Raw genomic sequence first — 20,351 nt, forward strand, 5'->3', positions numbered from 1 at the left:
TCCTGATCTGCCGCACGTTCGTGTGGCTTACCGCTTCCCTGTGCCTCACCGGCTTGTGTATGCTGACTGGCAACTAATGTCATGAGGTTTTCGCAATGGTAGAACGTATTCGTCTCGCGCCGCAGGGGCCTGAATTTTCCCGCATGATTTGCGGTTACTGGCGGTTGATGGAGTGGGGCATGTCGCCGCAGCAGCTGCTGACGTTCATCGAACAGCATGTCGAACTGGGCGTCACCACCGCCGATCACGCCGATATCTATGGCGGCTATGCCTGCGAACAGGCGTTCGGCGACGCGCTGCGCCTGAAGCCGGCGCTGCGCCAGTCGCTGGAGCTGGTGAGCAAATGCGGCATCGCCACCACCGCCAAGCCCGGTAACCCGATCGGCCACTACATCACCGACCGCGACCATATCGTACAGAGCGCGGAGCAGTCGCTCCGCCATCTGCATACCGACTACCTCGATCTGCTGCTGATCCACCGGCCGGATCCGTTGATGGACGCCGACGACGTGGCCGAAGCCTTTGTTGCGCTGCACAAAAGCGGCAAGGTGCGCCATTTCGGCGTCTCCAACTTTACGCCCGCGCAGTTCCAGCTGCTGCAGTCGCGCCTGCCGTTCTCGCTGGCGACCAATCAGGTGGAGATCTCGCCGATTCACCAACCGGCTATTCTCGACGGCACGCTCGACCAGTGCCAGCAACTGCGCATCAAGCCGATGGCCTGGTCCTGCCTGGGCGGCGGGCGCCTGTTCAACGACGCCGAGTTCCAGCCGCTGCGCGACGAGCTGCAGCGGGTGGCGCAAGAAATCGGCGCCGAGACCATCGAGCAGGTGGTGTACGCCTGGGTGATGCGCTTGCCGTCGTCGCCGCTGCCGATTATCGGTTCCGGCAAGATTGAGCGGGTGCGTTCGGCGCTGAAGGCGCAGAAACTGGTGCTGAACCGCCAGCAGTGGTTCCGCATTCGCAAGGCGGCGCTGGGGTATGACGTGCCTTAAGGCGGAGTAAAAAAGAGCAAAGCCGGGCGGCGAAAGCACCCGGCTTTTTTACGTCGATCTTTAGGCCAACACCACCTGATCGGTGTTGAAGTGATCGAGCGAGACGCCGATCAGCGTGACCTGGCTGTGGCCGAAGGCCAGCACCAGATCGTCGTTTTGCTGCGTGGCGTAGTCGCGGATATTCCCGCTGGCGCCTTCGGTGCCGACAAACACCAGCTTATCGGTGGCGTTGAAGCCATACAGCTGATCGCGGCCAAAGTCACCGCTGAACAGGAAGGTATTGCCGTTGCCAACGCCCTTCAGGATGTCATCGCCGCTGCCGCCGACGAAGGTCAGGTTGCCGCCGGCGTGGCCGTTAAGGGTGTCGTTGCCGGCGTTGCCGAATAGCCAGGCGTCGTGGCTGCGAGCCTGCAGGACGTCATCGCCGTCGCCGCCGGCGGTGGCGGCGGCATAGGCTTTGAGGCCAGAGTCCGATTTCAATCCGGCGGCGGTCACCTGATGGTCCACCTGTTTGTTGAAGATAAGCCACGAGGTTTCTTTGCTGCGCAGGGTGCTGATGTCGTCCGCCAGCGTAATGCCGCCTTTGGCGTCGCGCAGGTAAAGCGTGTTGCCGTCGTAGGCGATCTCGGTGTTTTTCAACGCCTGTTGGGTATCGAAGATATTGTGGCCTTTGCCGCCGGCGATCAGGTTGTAGCCGCCTGCATCGCGGAAGATATCGTCGCCGTCGCGCCCCTCGAGATAGTCGTTGCCTTTGCCGCCCTTGATCAGATCATTGCCGTCGCTGCCGATGATAAACGTCGGCCCGCTGTGCGTTTCCGCGTTGCGGTTCAGGTCTTCCACCCAGGTATTGCCGCGCGTCACGTTCGACAGGTTGGAGACGATGATGGTCGAGTCTTTGTCGGTCAGCGAATAAAACTCGGAGTTCAGCACCCGCATCAGGCCGTCCTGATAGAAGAACGGCAGGTGCGACAGCCAGGTCGGAATGTTGAGAATGGAAAATGGCAGCAGGTTCCAGGCGTCCGACGCGTAGTGGTCGTTGAAGTTGACGATATTGTTGGTGGCGGAGGCATGGGGCGCATCGTGTACGCCTAACGACGCCCCGGTCAGCGTGGTGCCGTCGAGCGCGCGGAACACCGGATCGTTCTCGTAGCCGATGTTGATCACCTTGCCGCCGGCTTCGTACTGGGTCGGCGAGGCGAAGGCGACATAGTTGGACTGCGCGTAGAAGCCGCCCCAGTTGGCGTCGCTCTGCGCCGCCATGCTGTTGACCGCCAGCCCGCCGAGGCTGTGGCCGCTGACCACCACGTCTTCTCCGCTCAGCCCGTGCGCCTGCGCGAACTTCGCCACGTCGCCCAGCAACTGGCCGAAGGCCTTCAGCGTGTAGCCGTCGGCGTAGCCTTTCGGCCCGAAGCCGGCCAGCAGATCGTTAATCACATCGCCGATGGTATCGCCGATCAACGACTCGCGCGGGCCGCTGGTGCCGCGAAATGAGATGCCAATGGCGGTGAGATTGCCTTCGCTGTCATATTTGCCCAGCACCTCGGCCTGAGCGGTGGTGTAACCGGCGGTCTCGCCGTAGTAGGTGCCGCGCGCATCGGTTTTGCCGGCGTAACCCAGCTGCGCGGCGCTGATCACCGACCAGCCGGCGTTATTCACCGCCTGCTGCGCGGCCTGTTCGGAATCGGGATTCCAGGGAATGCCGGGCAGGCCGCCCTGCGATTGGGTGCTGCCGATGAGCGCAGTGACCAGCGTCAGCGGCAGGCCCAGCCCGAAACCGGTCTGGTGATAGCCTTCATCGAAGCCGTTATCGATATTGTGGTAAGCGTAGGTAGAGATGGCCAAGGCGTCGGAAAATAGCGCTTTCGACGCCTTTTCGTCCAGATCCTTATAGCTAAAGATGCCCATATCAGTTCCTTATGAAGTATGCCGCGGGCCTGTAAGTGGACTCACATGCGTCGGCGGTGGAAACAGGGAAACAACGTTAGCCGAACGACAGCTGGTCAGAGGACCAACATCGGTAGAATTATTATTAGTGTTAAATATTAGGCCCGCGAATCAAATTAGCGAGATTGTGCGTTGGTTAACAGTGCCGGCGCAGGCTCTCCTATACTGATAGCTCGATATAGTCATTAAGGAGACTGATTGATGAAACGTTATTGGTATGCAGCGCTCGGCCTGATGGCGTGTGGTGCGGCTCAGGCGGCGACAACCGACGTCGAGATGCACCTGGTGACCGGGCAGGGGATCGGTCAGGACATCGGCAAGGTGGCCATCAGCGAAACGCCGTATGGCCTGCTGTTCACGCCGAGCCTGAAAGCATTGCCGGCCGGGGTACACGGCTTCCACGTGCATGAGAAAGGCAGCTGCGAGCCGGGCATGAAGGACGGCAAAGCGGTGGCGGCGCTGGCGGCCGGCGGACATTTCGACCCGCAAAAGACCGGAAAACACCTCGGGCCGTATGCCGACGGGCACCTGGGTGACCTTCCGGCCATCTATGTGACCGCCGACGGCATGGCGAACTATCCGGTGTTGGCGCCGCGGCTGAAAAAAATCAGCGACATTGAGGGTAAAGCGCTGATGGTGCACGCCGGCGGCGACAACCATTCGGATCATCCACAACCGCTCGGCGGCGGCGGAGAACGCTTCGCCTGCGGTGTGATCAAATGATTATCCGCCGCTAACGGCCGGTACGGCGGTGGGCTGGCCCATCGCCTGTTGCAACTGCTGCAGCGAGCAGTAGAGCCGCCAGATCAGGCCGGCCAGATCGCGCGCCGCCTGTTCCGGGTGGTGCGCCAGCGCGTTGCTCATGCGCAGCAACTCCTGCAGCGTGGCGTCCAGCGAACTGTGCTGCACGCCTTTCTCCGTCATGATGCCGCGCAGGCAGTGGATACAGACGTTGCGCACCGCCGAGAGCGGATCGGAACGGGTTTGCCAGTCGCGCAGTTGCCAGACGATATGGCTGCAGTTGAGCAGCACCACGCCCCAGCGCAGCAGCCAGGTGCGAGCGTCCTGATCCTGACTTTGATTAAGCTGGCTGATGCGATGGTAGATCAGCGATTCGAACTGGCTTTCGCTCTGCTGCGGCCGTTTGCTCAGCTGATCGATAAAGTCGCGCCGCAGCGCGCGGATAATGCGGCGGCTTTTGCGTTTGTCCGAACTGGGGCGCAGGATCTGAAACGCCAGCCCGGCCAGCAGCACGCCGACGATTTTAGCGATGTTGTCATTGATAAAGGACTGGTAGTCATAGCTCGGCGGATTGCTGACGGTCAGGAACGAGCCCATAAAGACGATCAGCTGCCCCCAGAGCGCGGCATAAGGCGGATTCTGCAGCTTGAGCATCTGCATGGTCACCAGGATCGGGAACAGGAAGGCGCAGAACACCCAGAAGTCGTCAATCTGGATCATCAAACCGAATTTCACCACGAAGCAGGCGACCGAGAGCAGCAGCACCGCCTTGAGCAAGGTGCTGACGCTGTTGATCGGCGAAGGCGTGGACGAGTAGAGCACGCAGCTGATGGCGGTGAGCGTCAGCGCCGCGCTGCCGGCGTCCCACTGCGTGTTGATCCAGTAGGCGCAGCCGATCACGATGCACAAAAAGGTGCGCAGGCCGTTGTAGGCGGCTTCGTAGCTGTCGGTATGGCGCGCCAGCGAAGTGACGCGCGGCGGTTGGAGATCGCTGACCGCCGTGGCGCTTTCCAACCGCCGCAGCCAGCGGTTGCAGCGCAGGTAAAGCCAACAGAAATCGCGCAGCCGCAGCCAGAAGGCGCGATGGCGGTAGTCCGTAGCCTCTTGCGGGGCGATCTGCTGAAGCAGGCGCGCCAAACGGTATTTGTCGGTGGCGGGATCGCGCAACTCGTCCAGCAGTTGTGTCAGCACCGGCATCAGATTGGCGGGGCGATCCGGCCAGTTCAGCAGCATGCGGCGCAGGCTGGAGATAACGCTGGTCATGCGCAGCTGTTGGTGCAGCAGATAGTTGAGCAGGTTATTTTGCCGCCGCAGCCGGTAGTGGCTCCAGAATGCCTGAATGCGCAGCAGGTTCATGGTCAGGATCTGGCCGATGACCCCTTCGTGCGAGGTGCGCATCTGCGCGGTGATCTCCGGCTGCCACAGCATGGCGGCATGCTCCAGCAGGCGCAGCTGCATGCGCCGCAGCGAGGTCAGCAGGGCTTCGCCGTCCGAGGTGCTGGGCAGGATCATCATCATCAACCCGCCGCACAGAATGCCGGTGATCACTTCGCAAACCCGCGCCTGCGCGATATCGAAGATTTGCTGGGTATCGGTGACGTTGACCGTGCCGAAGGCGATGATGGCGGCGGTATAGCCCGCCAGCGCGAAGGCGTAAGAGACGTTGTTTTGGTAATGGTTGGAGACATAGGTGCACAGCCCGATCCAGGCGGCGATGAACAGCGTAAACAGCCAGGGATCGTTCAGGCAGTGGCCGGCGATCGCCACCGACGCGGCGGCGCCCACCAGGCTGCCGAAGATGCGGCCGATGCTTTTACTGATCACGCCGCCGATGGTGGGGAAGCTTACCACCGCGGCGGAGGTAAGCGCCCAATAGGGTTCGTCGAGTTCGAGCACGAAGGCTACCCATAGCGCCAGACACATCGCCAGTGAGTTGCGCAGCGCATAGCGCCATTGGCCGCCGGTCGCCTTACCCCAGGGGGTGCGGCTCCACTCCAAAAAAGGCAGGTTCACACTTTAGTTCCGCTGATGAATCGAAATGGTGCAGGTGGTGCCGGCGACCAGCGTCAAATCGACGGGCACGTTGAGCAATTTTATCCGTACCGGCACGCGCTGAGCCAAACGCACCCAAGGAACATTAGGCTTTACGTCCATTAATAGATCGTTGCTGCTGTCAACGCTCTGATCGTAAATGGCGCGGCCGATGCTCTCTACTTCCCCCTGTAGCGGCGTGTTGCCGTTATATAAAACGATGTCCGCTTTATTGCCTTCTTTTATATGCTTCAGCTTGGTTTCTTCGAAATAACCGAGCACATAAAACGAATGCACATCCACCAACGCCACCAGCGGCGTACCGGCGTTGGCGTAGTTCCCGACCCGCGCCTGCAGGTTGGTGATATAACCGTCGGTTGGCGCGTAAATTTTGGTTTTGCTCAAATTCCATTTGGCCTGTTCCAGATTGGCCAGGGCGGCTTTATAGGCGGCCTTCATTGCCTGCGCGGCTAAATTTGACTCGTCCAAATCTTCAGCGGAAATAACGTTACGCGGTAAACCGCGGCGGCGGGCAGCCTCGTGGTCCGCTTTGGCCAGATCGGATTGCGCTTTTGCCAACGCGGCCTCGGCATTGTCCAGCGCAATCTGGTAGGGCACCGGGTCGAGGGTAAAAATCAGACTTCCCGCAGGTACGAACTGATTGTCATTCGCGCTTATTTTCTCTAATCTTCCAGAGACTTCAGGGGTGATATTGACGAGTTCGGCGCGCACTTTTCCATCACGGGTCCATGGGGATTGCATATAATAATTCCAGAGCCACCAACCGGCGCAGACAGCAATGGCGCAGACGATCACCGTAGAGAAGTATTTTAATGTTTTATGCTGCATGGGTTACCAACTCGCTAAAATCCATAAGGAACCGCTGACGGTCAGAACGAAAATGGACAGGTCCATCAACATGGGATGCCAGATTTCACCGGAATACATCCAGTCTCTCAGCAGCTGATGAATCAGCAGCCATAAGAGCAGTCCTAGTAAAAAAGCTTTAAATATAGGTGGAAAATAAAGCGATGCTCCCAGGACCAAATCGGGCAAGGGAGATGAGGTGTGTAACCATGATGTATTCACATTAACAATCCCTAAGGGTGAATATGTTGAATATTTGCATAACGATTAAACAATAGCGGCTAAAAATAGTGGCTATTTCCACAATATACATTATATACATTTGTGTTTTTAATGTGAGTTACCCAAAATAGTCTAAGCTCTGGGAGGTAATGTTAGCATGCTAATTATAAGGAGGGGGAAGTGGAGTCAACATTAGGTTCAGATTTAGCACGATTAGTTCGTGTGTGGCGCGCGCTCATCGATCATCGGCTCAAGCCGTTGGAGCTGACCCAAACGCATTGGGTCACGTTGCACAATATCAATCGCTTGCCGCCGGAGCAGTCGCAAATCCAGCTGGCCAAGGCGATCGGTATCGAGCAACCGTCACTGGTCCGTACGCTGGACCAACTGGAGGAGAAAGGGCTGATCACGCGTCACACCTGTGCCAACGATCGCCGCGCGAAGCGCATCAAGCTGACCGAAGCGGCCGATCCGATCATCAGGGAAGTGGACAGTGTGATCACGTCTACGCGCAGTGAGATTTTAAGCGGCATTACCGCCGACGAAGTGCATCTGTTGGTAGGGCTGATTGGCAAGTTAGAACAAAATATCACCGAACTGCAGAACAAATAATAATATTCTTATTTTCTACGATTACAGTTTCACAGCATCAGAAATAAAACCGGAGGCGATTGCCTCCGGTTTGCCGCTTGTCGCCGGCTGGCTTACAGCGGAGAGACGGTGATGGTGTCGCCCATGCGCGCCATGCGCACGCGCTGGCCAGGGCTGAACTTGGTGTCGCCCGCTTTCTGCACCACCACGATGTTCTCTTTCTGGTCGGTTTTGATCTCCAGCTCGTAGCCGGAGGTACGGCCGGCCACTTCACCGATGCTGTTACCTGCCGCGCCGCCGGCGATAGCGCCCGCCGCGGTAGCCAGCGTACGACCGGTGCCGCCGCCAACGGTGTTGCCCAACAGCCCGCCAATCACCGCGCCGCCGATCATCCCCATGGCGTTGGAGCCTTCGCCGCCCTGAATTTTAACCGGACGCACGGAAACCAGCGTCCCGTAGGTGACGGTCTGCACCTGCTTGGCCTGCGAGGACGAGTAGACATCACCGGACATGGATTCATTGGCACAGCCGGCCAGCGTAACGGCGGCGACGGCAACGACGAGAAGACGCTTGATCATACAAAACTCCTGATGGTAGTAGTCCATAACCTGGCAATGCTCTCCAGGCAAGATTCAGTGAAAACGATAGACAAAGTATGGCTGAAAGTTGACACACCGCCATGCTTCATCGCTGCATGCAGCTTAACTTTTCTCTGTTCAACCAATAATAAACCGCGGTTTACCTTTATGACAGCCTTGGCGACATTCCGTCGCCTGTTATGGCACGGTTTAACACATAACCCGTGCCACAGCGGTGTCGGGGGGCATCTGGCTCACGAACCGTAAAAAAAGCATCATAATTCATGGCGTTAATCCGGCAATTCTGGTTTATTTGTCAGGATGAATTTTGCTTACCGCGCGGGTTAGAGGATGTTGCTATGAAGTCAGGCCGCTATATAGGCGTCATGTCCGGCACCAGTCTGGACGGAATCGATGTGGTATTGGCCGCGATCGACGATCGCATGGTGGCGCAGCAGGCCAGCTATAGCCATCCGATGCCGATGGCGTTGAAAAAAGAGATCCTGGGCATGTGCCAGGGGCAGCAAACCACGCTGGCCGCCGTCGGCCGGCTGGACGCGCGACTGGGCACGTTGTTCGGCGAGGCGGTGCTCGGCCTGCTGAAGCAAACCGGCATCGACGCAGAACAGATCACCGCCATCGGGTGCCACGGCCAGACGGTGTGGCACGAACCGGAGGGTGACGCGCGTTTCTCGATGCAGCTCGGTGATAACAACCGCATCGCCGCGCTGACCGATATCACCACCGTCGGCGATTTCCGCCGGCGCGACATGGCCTACGGCGGGCAGGGCGCGCCGCTGGTGCCGGCGTTCCATCAGGCGCTGCTGGGGCATCCCGTCGAGCGGCGCATGGTGCTGAACGTCGGCGGCATCGCCAACCTTTCTCTGCTGTTGCCCGGTACGCCGGTGCGCGGTTTCGATACCGGGCCGGGCAACATGCTGATGGACGCCTGGGTATGGCGCCACCGCGCGCAGCCTTACGATCAGGACGGCGGCTGGGCGATGCAGGGGCGAGTCTGCTTGCCGCTGTTGCAGCAGATGCTGGCGGATCCGTACTTCGCGCTGCCGGCGCCGAAAAGCACCGGCCGCGAGTATTTCAATATCGCCTGGCTGGAGCGGCAGCTGGCCGGATTGCCGGCGATTGCGCCGGTCGACGTGCAGGCCACGCTCACGGAGCTGACCGCGGTCAGCATCAGCGAGCAGGTATTGCTGGCCGGCGGGTGCGAGCGCCTGTTGGTCTGCGGCGGCGGGGCGCGCAACACGCTGCTGATGGCGCGCCTGTCGGCGCTGCTGCCGGGCACGGAGGTCGGGCTGACCGACGATTTTGGCGTCAGCGGCGACGACATGGAGGCGCTGGCCTTTGCCTGGCTGGCCTTCCGCACGCTGTCCGGCCAGGCCGGCAATCTGCCTTCGGTGACCGGCGCCAGCCGTGAAACGGTGTTGGGTGGGATTTATCCGGTTTTGCCATTGGGGGCCCGTTAGCTCTGTTAGGATAGCCTGTGAAGGATTTTTCTAAGGAGCAACAGCATGAAAAAAGTCATTTTCGTCGCCGGCGCGCTGGCGCTGTCCGGCTGCAGCTACATCCTGCCGCAAAGCAGCCAGACGATGCACTACCAGTGCGGCACCACGCCGCTGACGGTGGCGCTTGACGGCAAGGCGAGCGAAGTCAGCCTGCTGATGGACGGCGAACAGCTGCATCTCAAGCAGGTGCTGGCGCTGACCGGCGCCAAATACAGCGACGGCAAATACACTTTTTGGTCGAAAGACCGTAACGCCTATCTTGAGCGCAACGGCAAGGTAGTCATGAGCGACTGCGTGTTGACGGAGTGAAGGTCGACGGCGGCGTCGGAGCGATTGAGTTCCTGACGCCGCAGGCGCAGAATGTAACGACGGATTTTTTCAGTTGGTCGATAACCCAGATGATTGAAAAGAATGAGTTTGATGTTGCGGACCTGCGCCGTGAATACACCCGAGGCGGCCTGCGCCGCAACGATCTGACCGCCAACCCGCTCGAACTGTTCGAGCGTTGGTTGAAACAGGCCTGCGACGCGCGCCTGGCCGATCCCACCGCCATGTGCGTCGCGACCGTCGACGAACATGGCCAGCCTTATCAACGCATCGTGCTGCTGAAGCATTTCGATGAGCAGGGGCTGGTGTTCTACACCAACCTCGGCAGCCGCAAGGCGCAGCAGCTGGCGCACAACCCGCATATCAGCCTGCTGTTCCCCTGGCACATGCTCGATCGCCAGGTGATTTTCCTCGGCCAGGCGGAGCGCCTGTCGACCCTCGAAGTGCTGAAGTATTTCAACAGTCGGCCGAAAGACAGCCAGATCGGCGCCTGGGTGTCGCAGCAGTCGTCGCGCATTTCCGCGCGCGGCGTGCTGGAAAGCAAATTCCTTGAGCTGAAGCAGAAGTTCCAGCAGGGCGAGGTGCCGTTGCCGAGTTTCTGGGGCGGATTCCGCGTGAAATTTGACTCCGTCGAGTTCTGGCAGGGCGGCGCCCATCGCCTGCATGACCGTTTCCTGTATCAGCGGGACGGGAATGACTGGAAAATTGACCGACTGGCACCCTGAAGACGGAAAATCCCCTCTAAGCGCTGGTGCTGACGCCGCCGGCGCTTTATTCTATGCGCTACCCTGAATTTTTATTTCGCCACTGGGCGAAAGGCCGTGTACCGGCAAAGGTGCATTCGTTTATACATGGAGTCATTGATGGCAAGCAGCAACTTGATTAAACAACTGCAAGAGCGGGGCCTCGTTGCCCAGGTTACGGATGAGGAAGCGTTAGCGGAGCGACTGGCGCAAGGGCCAATTGCACTGTATTGCGGTTTCGATCCGACCGCTGACAGCTTGCATTTGGGCCATCTGGTTCCTCTGTTGTGCCTGAAGCGCTTCCAGCTGGCCGGCCACAAGCCGGTAGCATTGGTGGGCGGCGCCACCGGCCTCATCGGCGATCCGAGCTTCAAAGCGGCGGAACGCAAGCTGAACACCACCGATACGGTGAACGAGTGGGTCGAGAAGATCCGCAAGCAGGTTTCCCCGTTCCTCGATTTCGACTGCGGTAGCAACAGCGCTATCGCGGCCAACAACTACGACTGGTTCGGCGGCATGAACGTGCTGACCTTCCTGCGTGACATCGGCAAGCACTTCTCCGTCAACCAGATGATCAACAAGGAAGCGGTCAAGCAGCGCCTGAATCGCGACGACTCCGGCATCTCCTTCACCGAGTTCTCTTATAACCTGCTGCAGGGCTACGATTTCTCCGAGCTGTATAACCGCCACCAGGTGGAGCTGCAGATCGGCGGTTCCGATCAGTGGGGCAACATCACCTCAGGCATCGATCTGACGCGTCGTCAGCACCAGAAGCAGGTGTTCGGCCTGACCGTGCCGTTGATCACCAAAGCAGACGGCACCAAGTTCGGTAAAACCGAAGGCGGCGCGGTCTGGCTGGCGCCGGAAAAAACCAGCCCGTACAAGTTCTACCAGTTCTGGATCAACACCGCCGACGCCGACGTTTACCGTTTCCTGAAGTTCTTCACCTTCATGAGCCTGGAAGACATCAACGCGCTGGAGGAAGAAGATAAGAACAGCGGCAAGGCGCCGCGCGCCCAGTACGTGCTGGCGGAAGAAGTGACCGGCATGGTGCACGGTGCGGAAGGCCTGGCGGCCGCCAAGCGCATCACTCAGAGCCTGTTCTCCGGCGCGCTGCACGACATGACCGAAGCGGACTTCGCCCAGCTGGCGCAGGACGGCATGCCGACCATTAAACTGGAGCGCGACGCCGACCTGCAGCAGGCGCTGGTGAATGCCGAACTGGTGCCGTCACGCGGCCAGGCGCGCACCATGATCGGCTCCAACGCGGTGACCATCAACGGCGAGAAACAATCGGATGCCGAATACCGCTTCAGCGATGCGGACCGTCTGTTCGGCCGCTACACGCTGCTGCGCCGCGGCAAGAAACACTACTGCCTGGTGGATTGGCAGTAAGCGTCAGTCAGCCTATATGACGTGAAAAGCCCGGGGAGATCCCCGGGCTTTTTTTATCACTTGGCGCGGATGAAGATTAGGCAAACGCCTCCGGCAGCGAGTTTTCGGCCGCAACACCGTTCACGGTAATGGCTGGCGAGTGGTAGTGCAGAGAGACGGCAGCCAAATAGGGATCCTGATTGCCGATCGAGAACACCACATCATCGGCGTCAAACGTTTGGTTATGATTGTTATCCACGATGACATAGAGCGATTTGTCCAACTTTAGCAATCCGACTTCCGCCAGGTTGTTGGCGCTGGCGCCGTTGGTCATCTTCGCCAGAACCTGCGAGAACAGCGCTTGGGCATTGTCCGTCGCATTCAGGCCACTGAACGCATTTTGTAATTCAGCTTGGGTAGTGGCGCTGCCGTACAAGGTTGCGGTCTTGTCTCCTGTCTTGGAGAAAACCCATGGGTTATCGGTTTCTCCCACGGAGATGACGCTGTTGGCATAGCCGGTATTGAGCGTGACCATATTGTCTATTTTGCTATCGGTAAAATGTAACGCACCGGCGCTATCCAGCGTCGTGTTGCCCTTAACGTCGGCTTTATAGACGGTCAATCCGGTGCGGTCGACCGTTAACTGGTCGCCGGCAAGTTCGGCAATGACATGGGCGAAATCGTCTTTATTGGCCAGCGTGTTTAGCGTGTTGTAGAAAGCGCCGCCGCCGGTGCCGCCTTTTTCTGCGACGAGGTACAGCTTCATGTCGGAGTAATAACGGCGTTCATCGGTAAATTCGCTGCCTATGATGGTCTTCAGGTTATCGCTAAAATCTGCGGCGACGGTCAGATTAAGCACCAGCGGTTTATCGCCTGTGTACATATAGCCGCTCAGCATCAACGTGCTAATTGAGTTGTCCCCGCCGCTCAGGGTCAACGTGCGATTTTGCACAATGTCGAGGTTGCTGCCCATACGGATTTCGAGCGTTTCTTTATGGTTCGATGTAAAGCTGAAAGTACCCATATTGAGATTGGTTACCGTATGGCTAGCCGCATCGGTAAAGAACAATTTAAAGCTGTCGTCGCTTTGCGCCGTATCGCTGATATGGATACGACTTTTCGCGGTCAAGTCGCCGCCGAGGGTAAATTGCCCGCTGCTGACGTTGAGCAGCGCTAAATCTCCGGAGTAGGCCGTAATTACCCCCCCAGCCGATCCCGTAGCGTTTTGCGAAGCATTGGGCTGCGCCATTTCGCCTTGTTTTAGCGAGTTGATGTTGCCGTAAATCGGATGGGAGACGGTCGCTTCTTGCGTGAACAACCCAAAGTCAAAGACCTTGTTGCCTTCAGTGGCGACCCGCTGCCCGTTAAGATAAATCTCTCCGGTACCGCGATAATGGGTCAAATCTACATAGTTGAAGTACAGGAACTGATTAACGTTATTTGTGATTTCAGCATCATAGCCACCGCCGGCGCTGGCCGTCAGGTGGACGACCTTGGTGAAAAAATTGGCTGAGACACTGTAGTAAGATGTCTCGGGATCGCTATTAAGCGCCGTCGCTTTGAAATCACTGCTGACCCTATTGCCGCTGTCGGCTGTGGCATTGCCTTGCCAGACAAGCTGATGTTTCCCGGCGGCCAGATTGATTTGCGCGGCTGCCGTCGTCATATCGAGCCGGTCGGCGACGACGGTGCTGTTCTTAACGTTGGTAAAGTTAATCCCTTCGGGGGCGTTCAGCAGATTGCCCTCGCTAAGAATGAGAGTGATATTCAGGTTTCTCAGCGACTGTAGCATTGCGTCATTGGTGGCAAAATCGCCCTGCAGCGTGACTTTTTGCAACGATTTGGCAAAGCTGAGATCGACCGCGGAGCCGACCTCCGTGTTAAGAGTGATCTCGCGCAGTTGGCTGATTTCCGCATGACTTAACGTATGTTGCTTACCGGTATTCAGGCTGCCGTTGAGGGCGCCGTCGGCATTCGACATCGTGACGTTGCCACGGATCTGATACCCCAGCTCGCTGCCAATTTTGTATTCGAGATTGACGAGTTGCTCGTGACTGGGGCTGACTCCGCCCTCCAGCGGCGCTTCCCCGTTGCGGAACGCATGCAAAATATTCAGCGTCGCCTGCAGCGGATTATTGCCGGCTTTGAGCAGAATTGCCTGTTTTTGCAGTTCGCTCAGCGCCGGGCCGTAATACAGTTCGTGATAAACCCTGGCGAAGTCTGCGGCATCTTTGAAGGGGGAGGATTTAGCCAGAATGGTCAGCAGATCAAGCTCGGAATTTCCCGCGGCGAGGAATTTGCTGTAACTGTCCAACCCGGTTGATTCCAGCGTGGCCTTTTTCCCGAGTTGCAGAAAGAGCAGCGCTACGCTTTCCTGATAGTGGGTCGCAGCCATCTCACCCGCAGCGTAGACATGGGTAGCATTAAGAAAAGCCTGTTTGGCTGCGCCATGGGCAGTGTCGTTACGAATATCGGCGATCAGACGCATGATGACGTCGCCGCGCGTTTCGGTATGATTATTCAACCCGGTGACGTAATTGGCGAGCTCGCTTGCGCCTGCATCAACGCCGAACGTATTTTTATAGACGGTTTTGACGAAGTCTTCATTACTTAACGTGGTCAACGCGCTGCGCGTCTCGACGAAACGGCCGGCGATATAGCTGGCGTCGGCTTTTCCCGTCGCCAGAACCTGGCTCCAATAATTGACGCCTTCCGCCACCGCAAGGCTGCCTACGATGTAAAACAGAGCTTGAATATCGGCTGCCGCTTCGGCGTTGGCGGGATAGGGGGACAAAGCGGGGTGTAAGGTTGTATCAATAATATCAAACAGATGCTGTTGCTGTGCGACCGGTGCCGCAGCGTCACCCATATAGCTTTTCACGCCGGCGATGAGATCCTTGGTAATCAGCCCCAGCGTTTTTCCTGCATTGGCTTGCGCGACCAGCGTGGCCAGCACTGCGGGCGCTGGATCCGCGCCTGTCGTATTTTTATAGATGTATTGAATTTTTTGCGATGTTGTCAGGCCATCGTAGCGATGATGTCCATCCTGAGACTGGATGAATTTTTCTGCCAGTTGATCTCTGCTGTACTGCCCCGATTCCAGCTGGCGGGCAAAGAAGTTCAAGGCGGCGCTATCGGCTTTTTTACCGAGCGTGGCGTAAAAAAGGATGGCCACATCCTGTTGTGACGACAATAAACTCATGTTAACCCCTGTGTTGACATAGAAATAAGCATCAACAAGTACAGTTCAAAACCAGGTTATTGCAATGCGGCGAAATATGAGGAAATTCTGTTTCTGCCGAAAATGCGGTTGTCCTCTGTGTAAAAGCACTGCGGCGAAAGGCTCGATACTGGGGCAACCCTTTAGTGGCAGTCCACTATCGTAAATATCTTGGCGTGGATCGGGTTTTTCTCTCTGTCGAAGCCATGGCTGCAGGCTCGCGGCTTTTTTTGGATCGGACTTTTCGCTACAATATGCCGCCGTCGAAAGCATAAAAATCCCTCTCATTTCTTGTTTTTAACAGCGCCGGCATGACGTTTTAGCGTCGTGCACCCATTATCATTTCGCCGCGGGCTGATGCACACGGCATGGCGAGGTCAGTTGTTCCGATGAAAAACATTCTTTCTATCCAGTCGCACGTGGTGTTTGGTCACGCCGGCAACAGTGCGGCTGAATTCCCGATGCGCCGCATGGGTGTCAATGTCTGGCCGCTGAACACGGTGCAGTTCTCCAACCATACGCAATACGGCCAGTGGACCGGCTGCGTCATGCCTGCCAGCCACCTGACCGAGATCGCGCAGGGTATTGCCAATATCGAGCAGCTGCAACGCTGTGATGCGGTGCTGAGCGGTTATATCGGTTCGCCGGAGCAGGGTGACCATATTCTGGAGATTGTGCGTCAGGTTAAGCAGGCGAACCCGAATGCCTGGTATTTCTGCGATCCGGTGATGGGGCATCCTGAAAAGGGCTGCATCGTGGCGCCGGGCGTGGCCGAGTTTCACTGCCGCCAGGCGCTGCCGTGCAGCGACATGATGGCGCCGAACCTGCTGGAGTTGGAGATGCTGAGCCAGATGGCCGTCGCCAACGTGGCCGATGCGGTGCAGGCCGCCCGCGTGCTGATCGCCAAGGGGCCGCGGCTGGTGCTGGTCAAGCACCTGGCCCGCGCCGGCTATCACGCCGACTGCTTCGAAATGCTGCTGGTGACGGCGGACGAGGCCTGGCACATCAGCCGGCCGCTGGTGGACTTCGGCGCGCGTCAACCGGTTGGCGTCGGTGATTTGACCAGCGGTCTGCTGCTGGTGGATCTGCTGAAGGGCGAGGCGCTGGACAAAGCGCTGGAGCACGTGACCGCCGCCGTGTATGAGGTGATGCTGACCACGCAGGAGATGGGCGAATACGAACTGCAGGTGGTGGCGGCGCAGGATCGGATCGTGCAGCCGCTCAGCGAATTCAAAGCGGTAAAGCTGTAAGTGCATCGAGCCCCGGCGACAGCCGCCGGGGCTGAAACTTTACTTCAATCCTTCGGCGTTCAGCGCCGCATCTACCGCCGGGCGCGCCGCAACGCGATCGAACCAGGCCGCCAGATGGGCGTGCTTGCGCACGTCGAACTGCAGGGCGAACGCCCAACGCAACACGGTGAACAGGTAGGCGTCGGCTACGCTGAAACGGCTTCCCAACAGGAAGTGCTGCTTCGCCAGCACCGAATCCAGATAGCTGAACTGCTGCTCCAGCTTGGCGCGCGCGATGGTTTGGTATTCCTCGGGCGTTTTCGGGTTGAACAGCGGGCTGAACCCTTTGTGCAGTTCGGTGGCGATGTAGTTCAGCCATTCGATCGCGTGGTAGCGCGACAGGGTGCCCGCCGCCGGGATCAGGTTGCGATCGGGCACGCGGTCCGCCAGGTATTGCACGATCGCCACGCCTTCTGTCAGCAGGCTGCCGTCATCCAGCAGCAGCGCCGGTACCTGTCCCTTGGGGTTGATGGCGAGGTAATCGGCGCCGCTCTCGGTCTTCTTCTGCGCCAGATCGACCTTCTCCGCCGTAAAATCCAGCCCTGCCTCACGTAGCACGATATGCGGGGACAGCGAACAGGCGCCGGCTTTATAGAACAGTTTCATCGGAAGCTCCTTGTTGATGACGAATGACGGGCATGCTTAACCTCTCATCGTAGTCCCATAGCGCCAAAATTACAGCGGCTTAGCTAACAAATTTAACCGATGATCGCCTCGGCGGGCTGCAGCTGCGTCAGCGTTGCGGCGATCTGCTGTTGCAACGCCTGCGGCGCTACCTGCATCGGCGAGCGCAGCTCGTTGGCGATCAGCCTCTGCTGAGCCAGCACCGTCTTGACCGGCGCCGGATTCGGGAAGCTGAACATCTGGTGGATCATCGGCAGCAGCTCATAGAAGTTGCTGCGCGCCGCGGCCAAATCGCCGGCGGCGACCTGCTGCACCAGCTGCACGAAACGTTCCGGGTGAACATGCGCGGCGGCGGAGATGGCGCCGGTGCCGCCGAGGCACAGCGTGGTGAGGATCAGATTGTCTTCCCCGGTCATCACATCGATTTCGCCGTCGGCGATCAGCGCCATGGTGGCGTCAGGATTGCCGCCGCAGTCCTTGATGGCGGTGATGCGCGGATGGCGCGCGAGCCGGCGCAATGTGGCCAGCTCCATGGCGATGCCGGTGCGCTGCGGAATGTTGTACAGGATCACCGGCACGCTGGAGGCGTCGGCCAACTGGGTGAAATAATCGATCAGGCCGCATTGCGAAGGGCGGATGTAGTAAGGCGCTGGGATCAGCACGCCGGCGATGTCGCGCAGCTGAATGGCCTGCTGCATCTGCAGCGTGGCGGCCATGTTATTGCCGGAAAGGCCCATCACGACCTGGTGTGCGGGCGCCACTTCCAGCACGGCGTCGAGCACCGCCAGCTGTTCTTCTTTGCTCAGCGCGGCGGCTTCACCGGTGGAGCCGCAGACCACCAGGCCATCGATGCCGGCGTCGAGCAGGTGCCGCGCCAGGCGTTTCACCGCCGGCAAATCGACGGCATCGTGATTGAAAGGGGTAACCATCGCCACCCAAATACCCGAGAATGAGGCCATAAAATATTCCTTCTGTGTGACCGACAGAGAAGCCAGATGAGAAAATTGAAGGCGGGGCGTTGCGCGCCATCCAGTCAGCTCATCTGACGGGACAGCTCGCCCCGGTCAAATGAGCGTCTGTTTCTTCGATTTAACCGCCGCCAAACCGCCAACGGGCAACGCGGGCGTCATCAGCATGTCAGCGTTGCGTGGGTAGGCCATGGCGGTCTCATGAAAAGGGAAAGTGGGGTGATAATGAATATTCTTCATCAGGCTGTCAATTTACAACAGATTGATAACATTGTTATTCATGATTCGGTAGCGAGGATGAGTTTGGCTAATAAATAAAAATCCCCGCAGCGGCGGGGAGAGTTTGGCCGGCTCAGCGCGGCGGGCGGGAGCCGATGGTGGCGGACCAACTGAAGGTGTCGCCGCTCGGCCGATAGCGGTTGGCCTTGCGTTCTGCACGCTCCGCCTTGGCGAGCTTCGCTCTGGCGGCCATGATGCGCGCCACCACTTCATCCTTGACCTTGTGCTGTTCGGCGTTGGTCAGCGGCCTGCCGTGGCTTTTGCGCGCCTTGTCCAATTCGGTTTTCACTTCCCGCTGTTCGCTTTCCGTCATCTCTTTCAACGTCAACTTTTTCATCTTTGCCGCCCGTTCGGTGAAGTTGACCTACAGTTTAGCGGCGTTATGTGACCGAAAATGTTATGGGCATAACGAAATGCGCGGTAAGCCGGCATTACACCTCTTCCAGCAGATCGTCGACAAAGCGCCGCATGCGTTCGGTGCGCTGCTCGGCCATGTGCCGCCCGGCGGCGGTCTGGAAGCCGTCTTGCAGTTTGAACAGCTTGGTTTCGAAGTGATCCAGGCTGAAACGCTTGTCGTCGTATTGGCGATGTTCGGCCCGCGGGTCGGCGGCGTCGTACAGTGCGCTGCGCATGCGGCCGCCGATATAGAAGCAGCGCGCCACGCCGATCAGGCCGATGGCGTCGAGGCGATCGGCATCCTGCAGGATCTTCGCCTCCAGGGTTTGCGGGGGGATGCCGGCGGAAAAACTGTGCGCTTCGATGGCGTGAGCCACCGCCGCGATATCCGCCGGCGCCCATTCCAGCCGGGTCAGCGTCAGCGTGGCTTGCTCCGCCGCCATGCGTGAGGCCAGATGGCGCTGCGGCGAATTCTTTTCCACCGCGACGGCGTCGTGCAGCAGCACCGCCGCACAGAGAATGCGCCGGTCGCCGCCTTCCAGCTTGCTGATCCGGCGGCAGTTCTTCCAGACCCGGTGCAGATGCGCCACGTCATGCGAACCGTCGTCCGACTCGAGGGTGAGCGGCAGCAACGTTTGCGCCAGCGCCTGGTAGGGGGAAAAAGGTTGTAACAGCTCTTGCGTCAGCGAGGGTAAAGACACGTTCAGCTCCTGTTGGGGGAAATCGGTCAATCAGCATAGCCGCGCCGGATGCCGGGAGAATGACAGAAAAACGGCTATTGTTTACTAAAGTGCAACCCACTATTGTCATAACTGCGGTTTTTGCAGCGAAACAAGCAACCTAGAATAGCCGCATTCCGCCGTCTCCGCTTGGTGAGAGCCTGTGTCCGCGGAGATGGCCGGAATATCCTCATCAGCCATGGGAGAAGAGACATGCCAACCCCTCTTGAAATAGTGCGCGCAACCTATGAAGGCAGCTCCGAAGAAAACGGCGGTAATCTGCTGGCGGCGCTGGCCCCCGATGCCGAGTGGACCGAAGCCGCCGGTTTCCCCTACGCCGGTACCTATATCGGCCCGGAAAATATCATCAAGAACGTGCATCAGCGCCTGGGCAGCGAATGGCAAGGTTACCGCGCCGACGTCGACCACTTTTACGACGCCGGCGACAATGTGATCGCGCAAGGTTTTTATCACGGTACCTACCGGGCCACCGGCAAATCTTTCAGCGCCTCCTTTGCGCATATTTATACGCTGCGCGGCGGCAAAATCGTGAAGTTCGTGCAGATCGTCGACAGCGCCAAAGTGCTGGAAGCGATGCAGCCTTAATCGCCGCTGCGCTTGCCGAATTTGCGGTCGAACTCGCGCCGGTAACCCCGGGCCTTGTTGCGATCGCGGATCCACAGATAGCCGCACACCAGCGCAACCGCTCCCGAGAAGGTGACGTTGCGCATATCCCGGTCATACCAAAACACCAACAGCGCATCCAGCGCCGCAATCAGCGCGATCCATTTATACATATGGGATTGACGCCGCGTGGCGGCGTTGAGTCGCTTTAACTGTCTGGCTTCGTCCAACACCGGTTTTTGCTGCATAGCGTTTCGTTATCATCAGGCTGTTCACGCTAAATTAGCAGAATTTCCCTAACC

At 58.6% G+C, this 20,351-nt stretch carries 21 protein-coding genes; 9 read left to right on the top strand and 12 right to left on the bottom strand.

The annotated features are described in order from the left end of the window. The first annotated feature begins 95 nt into the window (after positions 1 to 95). Positions 96 to 992: an aldo/keto reductase gene (locus ACJ8HH_RS06695; protein ID WP_033638383.1), complete on the top strand. Its 897-nt coding sequence runs from the start codon at positions 96 to 98 to the stop codon at positions 990 to 992. A 60-nt stretch (positions 993 to 1,052) separates the two neighbouring features. Here ACJ8HH_RS06695 and ACJ8HH_RS06700 read toward each other — a convergent pair whose 3' ends face one another. Next, positions 1,053 to 2,897: a polyurethane esterase gene (locus tag ACJ8HH_RS06700; protein ID WP_086556912.1), complete on the bottom strand. Its 1,845-nt coding sequence runs from the start codon at positions 2,895 to 2,897 to the stop codon at positions 1,053 to 1,055. 240 nt (positions 2,898 to 3,137) lie between these two features. Here ACJ8HH_RS06700 and sodC point away from each other — a divergent pair, with 240 nt between their 5' ends. Then, on the top strand, positions 3,138 to 3,659 hold the full coding sequence (sodC, locus tag ACJ8HH_RS06705; protein ID WP_033648185.1) for a superoxide dismutase family protein: 522 nt from the start codon (positions 3,138 to 3,140) through the stop codon (positions 3,657 to 3,659). On the opposite strand, the gene ACJ8HH_RS06710 is transcribed toward sodC, so the two are convergent. From ACJ8HH_RS06710 to ACJ8HH_RS06720, 3 genes are read right to left on the bottom strand one after another with little or no spacing between them, the layout of a single operon-like run. Continuing rightward, complete coding sequence (locus ACJ8HH_RS06710) at positions 3,660 to 5,690, bottom strand: FUSC family protein (protein WP_060425714.1); 2,031 nt, start codon at positions 5,688 to 5,690, stop codon at positions 3,660 to 3,662. 3 nt (positions 5,691 to 5,693) lie between these two features. Continuing rightward, positions 5,694 to 6,557, bottom strand: coding sequence for an efflux RND transporter periplasmic adaptor subunit (locus tag ACJ8HH_RS06715; protein WP_060418493.1), 864 nt, complete (start codon positions 6,555 to 6,557; stop codon positions 5,694 to 5,696). 3 nt (positions 6,558 to 6,560) lie between these two features. Next, the gene (locus tag ACJ8HH_RS06720; protein WP_049234481.1) at positions 6,561 to 6,797 is read right to left on the bottom strand and encodes a DUF1656 domain-containing protein; all 237 of its coding nucleotides are present in this window, start codon (positions 6,795 to 6,797) and stop codon (positions 6,561 to 6,563) included. A 180-nt stretch (positions 6,798 to 6,977) separates the two neighbouring features. Between ACJ8HH_RS06720 and slyA the strand changes: the two genes are divergently transcribed. Beyond that, positions 6,978 to 7,409 carry a transcriptional regulator SlyA gene (gene slyA, locus ACJ8HH_RS06725; protein ID WP_004931301.1) on the top strand — a complete coding sequence of 144 codons (432 nt, stop codon included), beginning with the start codon at positions 6,978 to 6,980 and terminating at the stop codon, positions 7,407 to 7,409. A 92-nt stretch (positions 7,410 to 7,501) separates the two neighbouring features. On the opposite strand, the gene ACJ8HH_RS06730 is transcribed toward slyA, so the two are convergent. Beyond that, entirely contained in the window at positions 7,502 to 7,966 is a 465-nt protein-coding gene (locus ACJ8HH_RS06730) for a glycine zipper 2TM domain-containing protein (RefSeq protein ID WP_028128178.1), read from the bottom strand. Positions 7,967 to 8,325: 359 nt separating this feature from the next. Between ACJ8HH_RS06730 and anmK the strand changes: the two genes are divergently transcribed. The 4 genes from anmK to tyrS all read left to right on the top strand — a co-directional run bounded on the left by anmK (position 8,326) and on the right by tyrS (position 11,951). Beyond that, complete coding sequence (gene anmK / locus ACJ8HH_RS06735) at positions 8,326 to 9,447, top strand: anhydro-N-acetylmuramic acid kinase (RefSeq protein WP_039566363.1); 1,122 nt, start codon at positions 8,326 to 8,328, stop codon at positions 9,445 to 9,447. Between the two features lie 45 nt (positions 9,448 to 9,492). Then, positions 9,493 to 9,795 (top strand): MliC family protein, encoded by a 303-nt coding sequence (locus ACJ8HH_RS06740; protein ID WP_004931294.1) that lies wholly within the window; start codon positions 9,493 to 9,495, stop codon positions 9,793 to 9,795. Between the two features lie 89 nt (positions 9,796 to 9,884). Continuing rightward, positions 9,885 to 10,538 (top strand): pyridoxamine 5'-phosphate oxidase, encoded by a 654-nt coding sequence (pdxH, locus tag ACJ8HH_RS06745; RefSeq protein WP_086579742.1) that lies wholly within the window; start codon positions 9,885 to 9,887, stop codon positions 10,536 to 10,538. 138 nt (positions 10,539 to 10,676) lie between these two features. Continuing rightward, positions 10,677 to 11,951, top strand: a complete 1,275-nt coding sequence (gene tyrS / locus ACJ8HH_RS06750; RefSeq protein WP_033648189.1) for a tyrosine--tRNA ligase — start codon at positions 10,677 to 10,679, stop codon at positions 11,949 to 11,951. A gap of 76 nt (positions 11,952 to 12,027) precedes the next feature. Here tyrS and ACJ8HH_RS06755 read toward each other — a convergent pair whose 3' ends face one another. Beyond that, a complete protein-coding gene (locus ACJ8HH_RS06755) occupies positions 12,028 to 15,132 on the bottom strand; it encodes a DUF4214 domain-containing protein (RefSeq protein ID WP_197766193.1) in 3,105 nt (1,034 codons plus the stop codon). A gap of 407 nt (positions 15,133 to 15,539) precedes the next feature. On the opposite strand from ACJ8HH_RS06755, the gene pdxY reads away from it, so the two are divergent. Beyond that, positions 15,540 to 16,400: a pyridoxal kinase PdxY gene (gene pdxY / locus ACJ8HH_RS06760; RefSeq protein WP_033638395.1), complete on the top strand. Its 861-nt coding sequence runs from the start codon at positions 15,540 to 15,542 to the stop codon at positions 16,398 to 16,400. Between the two features lie 39 nt (positions 16,401 to 16,439). Here the strand turns inward: pdxY and gstA are convergent, their stop codons facing one another. From gstA to ACJ8HH_RS06785, 5 genes are all read right to left on the bottom strand, one after another. After that, on the bottom strand, positions 16,440 to 17,045 hold the full coding sequence (gene gstA, locus ACJ8HH_RS06765; RefSeq protein ID WP_033638396.1) for a glutathione transferase GstA: 606 nt from the start codon (positions 17,043 to 17,045) through the stop codon (positions 16,440 to 16,442). 92 nt (positions 17,046 to 17,137) lie between these two features. Next, positions 17,138 to 18,022 carry a 4-hydroxy-tetrahydrodipicolinate synthase gene (gene dapA / locus ACJ8HH_RS06770; protein WP_164050138.1) on the bottom strand — a complete coding sequence of 295 codons (885 nt, stop codon included), beginning with the start codon at positions 18,020 to 18,022 and terminating at the stop codon, positions 17,138 to 17,140. 105 nt (positions 18,023 to 18,127) lie between these two features. Then, on the bottom strand, positions 18,128 to 18,271 hold the full coding sequence (locus ACJ8HH_RS06775; protein ID WP_154610398.1) for a hypothetical protein: 144 nt from the start codon (positions 18,269 to 18,271) through the stop codon (positions 18,128 to 18,130). Between the two features lie 112 nt (positions 18,272 to 18,383). Next, on the bottom strand, positions 18,384 to 18,647 hold the full coding sequence (locus ACJ8HH_RS06780) for a DUF3811 domain-containing protein (RefSeq protein ID WP_004938373.1): 264 nt from the start codon (positions 18,645 to 18,647) through the stop codon (positions 18,384 to 18,386). Between the two features lie 94 nt (positions 18,648 to 18,741). Continuing rightward, positions 18,742 to 19,437 carry an HD domain-containing protein gene (locus ACJ8HH_RS06785; protein WP_079656471.1) on the bottom strand — a complete coding sequence of 232 codons (696 nt, stop codon included), beginning with the start codon at positions 19,435 to 19,437 and terminating at the stop codon, positions 18,742 to 18,744. A gap of 201 nt (positions 19,438 to 19,638) precedes the next feature. On the opposite strand from ACJ8HH_RS06785, the gene ACJ8HH_RS06790 reads away from it, so the two are divergent. Then, positions 19,639 to 20,031 (top strand): nuclear transport factor 2 family protein, encoded by a 393-nt coding sequence (locus ACJ8HH_RS06790; protein ID WP_197766194.1) that lies wholly within the window; start codon positions 19,639 to 19,641, stop codon positions 20,029 to 20,031. Here ACJ8HH_RS06790 and ACJ8HH_RS06795 read toward each other — a convergent pair. Next, entirely contained in the window at positions 20,028 to 20,297 is a 270-nt protein-coding gene (locus tag ACJ8HH_RS06795; RefSeq protein ID WP_004938382.1) for a hypothetical protein, read from the bottom strand. The genes ACJ8HH_RS06790 and ACJ8HH_RS06795 overlap by 4 nt on opposite strands. Between the last annotated feature and the right edge of the window lie 54 nt (positions 20,298 to 20,351).

Origin of the sequence: Serratia sp. CY32780, assembly GCF_052169135.1 — a bacterium.
Classification (GTDB): Bacteria; Pseudomonadota; Gammaproteobacteria; order Enterobacterales; family Enterobacteriaceae; genus Serratia; species Serratia sarumanii.